At 72.4% G+C, this 1,413-nt stretch carries 2 protein-coding genes; both read left to right on the forward strand.

Features of this window, described 5'->3' with window-relative positions; translation table 11 throughout:
- Positions 1-828: 2-keto-4-pentenoate hydratase (locus ACI2L3_RS40315; RefSeq protein WP_404757445.1), on the forward strand; the 828-nt coding region annotated here is incomplete at its 5' end.
- Positions 829-974: 146 nt separating this feature from the next.
- On the forward strand, positions 975-1,413 hold a 439-nt coding region (locus ACI2L3_RS40320; RefSeq protein ID WP_404757446.1), incomplete at its 3' end, for an aldolase/citrate lyase family protein.

The following is a 1,413-nucleotide window of genomic DNA, read 5'->3' on the forward strand; positions in this document are numbered from 1 at the left end:
ATCAAGGGCAGGCCCCTGCCCGTCGTCGTGAAGGAGACCGCTGTGCTGGACCACGAGACCCACGTCAAGATCGCCGACGAGCTGCACCGCGCGGGCATCGACCGAGTGCCCGTGCCGCGGCTGACCGCGCGCTACCCGGAGATGGAGATCGAGGACTCGTACGCCGTCCAGCGCATCTGGGCCGAGCGCCAGGTCGAGGCGGGCCGCCGCAAGGTGGGCCACAAGATCGGCCTGACCTCCAAGGCCATGCAGGACGCGACCGGGATCGACGAGCCGGACTACGGCGTGATCTTCGACGACCAGGTGTTCGAGTCCGGCCACGTGTACGAGTGGAAGAAGTACACCCATCCGCGCATCGAGATGGAGCTGGCGTTCGTGCTGCGGGACGAGCTGCGCGGGCCCGGCCTGAACCTGATGGACGTGGTGCGCGCCACCGAGTACGTGGTGCCCGCGCTGGAGGTGCTGGACTCGCGCATCGAGATGGCCGGGCGCACCATCACGGACACCATCTCGGACAACGCCGCCCTGGGCTCCCTGGTGATCGGCGGCCGCCCCGTGGGCGTGCACGACGTGGACCTGCGATGGGTCTCCGGCATCCTCTCCCGCAACGAGGAGATCATCGAGACCGGGGTGGCCGCGGGCGTGCTGAACCACCCGGCCAACGGCGTGCACTGGCTGGCCAACCGCATCGCCGGGCACGGGGACGCGCTCGAGGCCGGTGAGATCGTGCTCGCCGGCTCCTTCACCCGCCCGATGTGGGTGTACGAGGGCGACACCGTCTACGCCGACTACGGCCCGCTCGGCACCATCACCTGCCGCTTCGCCTGAGCCGCCCGCCGTCGTCGTCGCCCCGCCCCGCCCCGCCCCACCCACCCGCAACGCGGGTTGACCTGTCACCAGTACGACCCCGCTCCACCCGCGACAACTCAACCCGCGTCGGGTGGAGGGCGCGGAGAACCCCGGAGGAACGTCCCATGCCCGTCCGCCACAACCCGCAGCCGCTGTTCCGCGACCTCTTCTCGTCCGAGGCCGTCGCCGCCCGTGGGGGCCGCCCCGCCGCCGGCATGTTCCTCTCCTCCGGGGACCCGACGACGGCGGAGATCTGCGCCGGCGCGGGCCTCGACTACCTGCTCATCGACGCCGAGCACGCCCCGCTGACCCTGCAGGACGTCCTCGCCCAGCTGCGCACGATCGCCGGCTACCGCGTGCCCACCCTGGTGCGTGTGCCGGCGCTGGACACCGTGGCCATCAAGCAGTTCCTGGACCTGGGCGCCCAGACGCTGCTGGTGCCCATGGTCGACGACGCCGCGATGGCCCGCCGCGCCGTGGCCGCCGCCCGCTACCCGGACGGCTCCGCCGAGGGCGGGGTGCGCGGCGTGGGCTCCGCCCTGGCGCGCTCCGGCCGCTGGAACC

The organism is Streptomyces sp. NPDC029674 (genome assembly GCF_044903205.1).
Taxonomy (GTDB): Bacteria; Actinomycetota; Actinomycetes; order Streptomycetales; family Streptomycetaceae; genus Streptomyces.